The organism is Actinocrinis sp., from assembly GCF_035938995.1.
GTDB lineage: Bacteria > Actinomycetota > Actinomycetes > Streptomycetales > Catenulisporaceae > DASZGI01.
Genome location: NZ_DASZGI010000296.1, coordinates 1 through 2900, shown reverse-complemented (window position 1 = coordinate 2900; position 2900 = coordinate 1). Strand labels below are relative to the sequence as shown.

Genomic DNA, 2900 nt, shown 5'->3' with positions numbered 1-2900 from the left:
ACCGGGAGGGTGTGCAGACTGTCGGCATTGACCGCATCATCAGTCATGCGGGTGTTGCCAAGGCGTCTCTGTACAACATTTTCGGCAGCAAGGAAGGGCTGGTCCGCTCGTATCTGGAGTCCCGTCACGCCGCGACCCGTGGCCGGGTCAGCCAGGCGCTGACGCGTTTCCGTACCCCGCGTGAACGACTGCTTCGCGTGTTCCACGCGCAGGGCGAGTTGTTCACTGATCCGGGGTTCAAGGGCTGCGCGTTCGAGATGGCCAGTGCGGAGGCTCCGTCCGGAGGTGCAGCAGAGCTTGCCGCGGGAGTCTACCGGGAGTGGGTGCGGACCCTGTTCACCACCTTGGCCCAGGATGCTGGCGTGGCCGACCCGGATGCCCTCGCCCGACAGCTCCACCTGCTGTACGACGGTGCGGGCCTGTCCGCGCGGATGGACCACGATCCCTCCGCGGCCACCCACGGCCCGGGCCGCCGCCGCCGCGCTGCTCGACGCCGCCCCGAAGACGGAACGGGCCTGAGCACGACGACGCCCGCCGTCCCGTCACCCGGCCACGCGCTGCGCCGTTCTGAGGGTCCGCGACCAGTCTGAGTGGCGACCAACGGGCTGTGATGTGCCCTGACTGATGCTACGAAGGGAGCGAGGCATGTCAGCAACGACTTAATTCGGCCGACGTTGACACCAGACAACCGATATCAAGTACCCAGCCTCGTACCAGGGTCGTGGCGTTCCCTTGAAACCGTGGGAGGCCTGCTGCGTACGCCATGCGCGCCGCTCGTCTTTGATCCAGTACTGCGGCCGCACCCGACCATGAGTATTGCGTCGCTGCCCAACTGCCCGCAGGACATCCCGAATCGCATTTCCGAGCCCGGATGCGAGCGACAATCAAGCAGCTAATATCGAAGGATTCTTCGGTGGCGCCGATTGATCCGTGTCAGCCGGTGAGGCCGGGCCGTGGACTGCGAACGACCCAGGCTACGCTGCACGCGCCTGGGTCGTTCGCTGTGCAGGCGGTCAAGAGCTCGAACGCCGATCCCGGTGTTTCAGATCCGCGACTACGGTATTAGATCTGGGCCCTGCCTCCGTCGACGAACAGTTCGATTCCCGTGACGAAACTCGAGTCGTCTGAGGCCAGGAAAAGCGCCGCCTTGGCCACTTCGCCGGGCTCACCCATGCGGCCCATCGGAATCGTGGACACGAGCCTCTGCATAGTCTCTCGCGGTGCCGCAACCGATTGAGGTGTCGCGATCGGGCCTGGGCTGAGGACGTTGGAGCGGATCCGGCGGTCTTTGAGTTCGACGGTCCAGCCGCGCACGAAATTCCGGATAGCGGCCTTACTCGCGCCGTACACCGTGAACGCCGGGGTTCCCTTGACGCTCGCGACGGAACCGGTGAGGATGATGGAACCGCCGTCGTTCAGGAGCGGCAGCGCCTTCTGTACCGTGAAGAGCGCCCCCTTCACGTTGATTCCGAAGATCTTGTCGAAGTGCTCTTCCGTGACATCTTCGAGCCGAGCGAACTCTCCTAGGCCGGCGTTGGCGAAGAGGATATCGATTCTCCCGTTCGCAGCGACTGTCTCGTAGAGGTGGTCAAGGTCGGCCAGATTGGCAACATCGCCCTGAACGCCGGCGACGTTATCACCTATCTCCTTCACGGCGTCGTCGAGTTCCTTCTGGCGGCGGCCCGTGATGAACACATAGGCGCCTTCCGCAGCGAAGAGCTTTGCCGCAGCAAGCCCGATCCCCGCAGTGCCGCCGGTGATGACCGCTACTTTCCCTTCCAACTTGCCCATGCTCGTTACTCCAGGTAATCGCGATGTAGGTTGTCGGTGCCACCACACACGCGTCGGCCGCCACCCGAGAGGCGGGCCTCCGAGGCCGGTGAGGCCGCCCGGAAAGCTGGCGAATGGCCTTAGTCGCTCCAACTTTTCCGGGGTTGAGTTACCTCTACCCTGGACCGAGCCCTGGCCGTCCTGGTATCCGCAACGTCACTGCACCTGGCGGATTAGTGGTGTGCGGGGGCAGTGCCGTCAAGTCGCGGCGTTCACGCCGATCCGCTCCAGCCCCGGTGGTCGCTGCCCTGGGAGACCACGGTCCGCCGGCTGCTGACCCGCATCGAGGGCGCGGCCTCGGTCTACGTCGGCAGCAAGCACGCCGTCGAGGTCATCACCAAGTCGGTGGCCCTGGAGGTCGCCGTCGACTGCGGCATCAGCATGTGCCAATGCAAGGTGGGCATGGTCGAGGAAGGCCGGGTCGGCGGCGGTCTGCGTTCAGCAACGCCGTCATGCGAGTCGGCCCCGACGACGACCCCCGCGCCATCGTCGGCGCCTACGCCGAGGTCAACAACTTCGGCACCACCCGCGTGCTGCGCGCCTTCGCCCCGCTGCTGCGCGACAACGGCCGGCTCATCGTCGTGGCGAGCTCGCTGGGCACCCTGCACTACGTGGCGCCCGTGCTGCACGACCGCTTCGACGGCCTGCCGTCGCTGGACGAGGTGGACACGCAGGTCGTGGCGGGACGCGGTCAAGGACGGCAGCGCCTGGCCCGGCTTCGTCAACATCCCCTCCAAGATCGGCCAGGTAGCCGCTGTCCGCGCCCTCGCCGAACAGCGCCGCGAGCAGGACCTCACGAGCGGCATCTTGCTCGCCGCGGTCTGCCCGGGCATGATGAACACGCCTACCTCGGGCATGTGGTGGGACGTCAGCGACGCCCCCAGCCCCGCCGAGGCCGCAGTCGCCCTGCTGGACCTCGCCTTCGACGCCGTCAACGCCGACCACTACGGCCGGCTCGTCCGCAACGGAAACGTCCTGCCCTGGGCTCCGGGGCGGTAGTAACACGACATCCGCCGGGACATCGCACTCGCGCGCGGTGTGGCAGGACTGGCCGCGGGTCACGGCAGCTA

At 66.4% G+C, this 2900-nt stretch carries 3 protein-coding genes; 2 read left to right on the top strand and 1 reads right to left on the bottom strand.

Annotated features, from left to right (window positions below; translation table 11 throughout):
• Window positions 1-590, top strand: a 590-nt coding sequence (locus tag VGZ32_RS20470; RefSeq protein WP_326887727.1) for a TetR/AcrR family transcriptional regulator, incomplete at its 5' end; no start/stop codon positions are given.
• A 472-nt stretch (window positions 591-1062) separates the two neighbouring features.
• On the opposite strand, the gene VGZ32_RS20465 is transcribed toward VGZ32_RS20470, so the two are convergent.
• Window positions 1063-1791, bottom strand: a complete 729-nt coding sequence (locus tag VGZ32_RS20465; protein WP_326887726.1) for a glucose 1-dehydrogenase — start codon at window positions 1789-1791, stop codon at window positions 1063-1065.
• 231 nt (window positions 1792-2022) lie between these two features.
• On the opposite strand from VGZ32_RS20465, the gene VGZ32_RS20460 reads away from it, so the two are divergent.
• On the top strand, window positions 2023-2829 hold the full coding sequence (locus tag VGZ32_RS20460) for a hypothetical protein (RefSeq protein WP_326887725.1): 807 nt from the start codon (window positions 2023-2025) through the stop codon (window positions 2827-2829).
• Window positions 2830-2900 lie beyond the last annotated feature (71 nt).

Excerpts from the sequence above, each read along its gene's own strand:
- VGZ32_RS20465 (WP_326887726.1), bottom strand. The coding sequence starts at position 1,791 with ATGGGCAAGTTGGAAGGGAAAGTAGCGGTCATCACCGGCGGCACTGCG.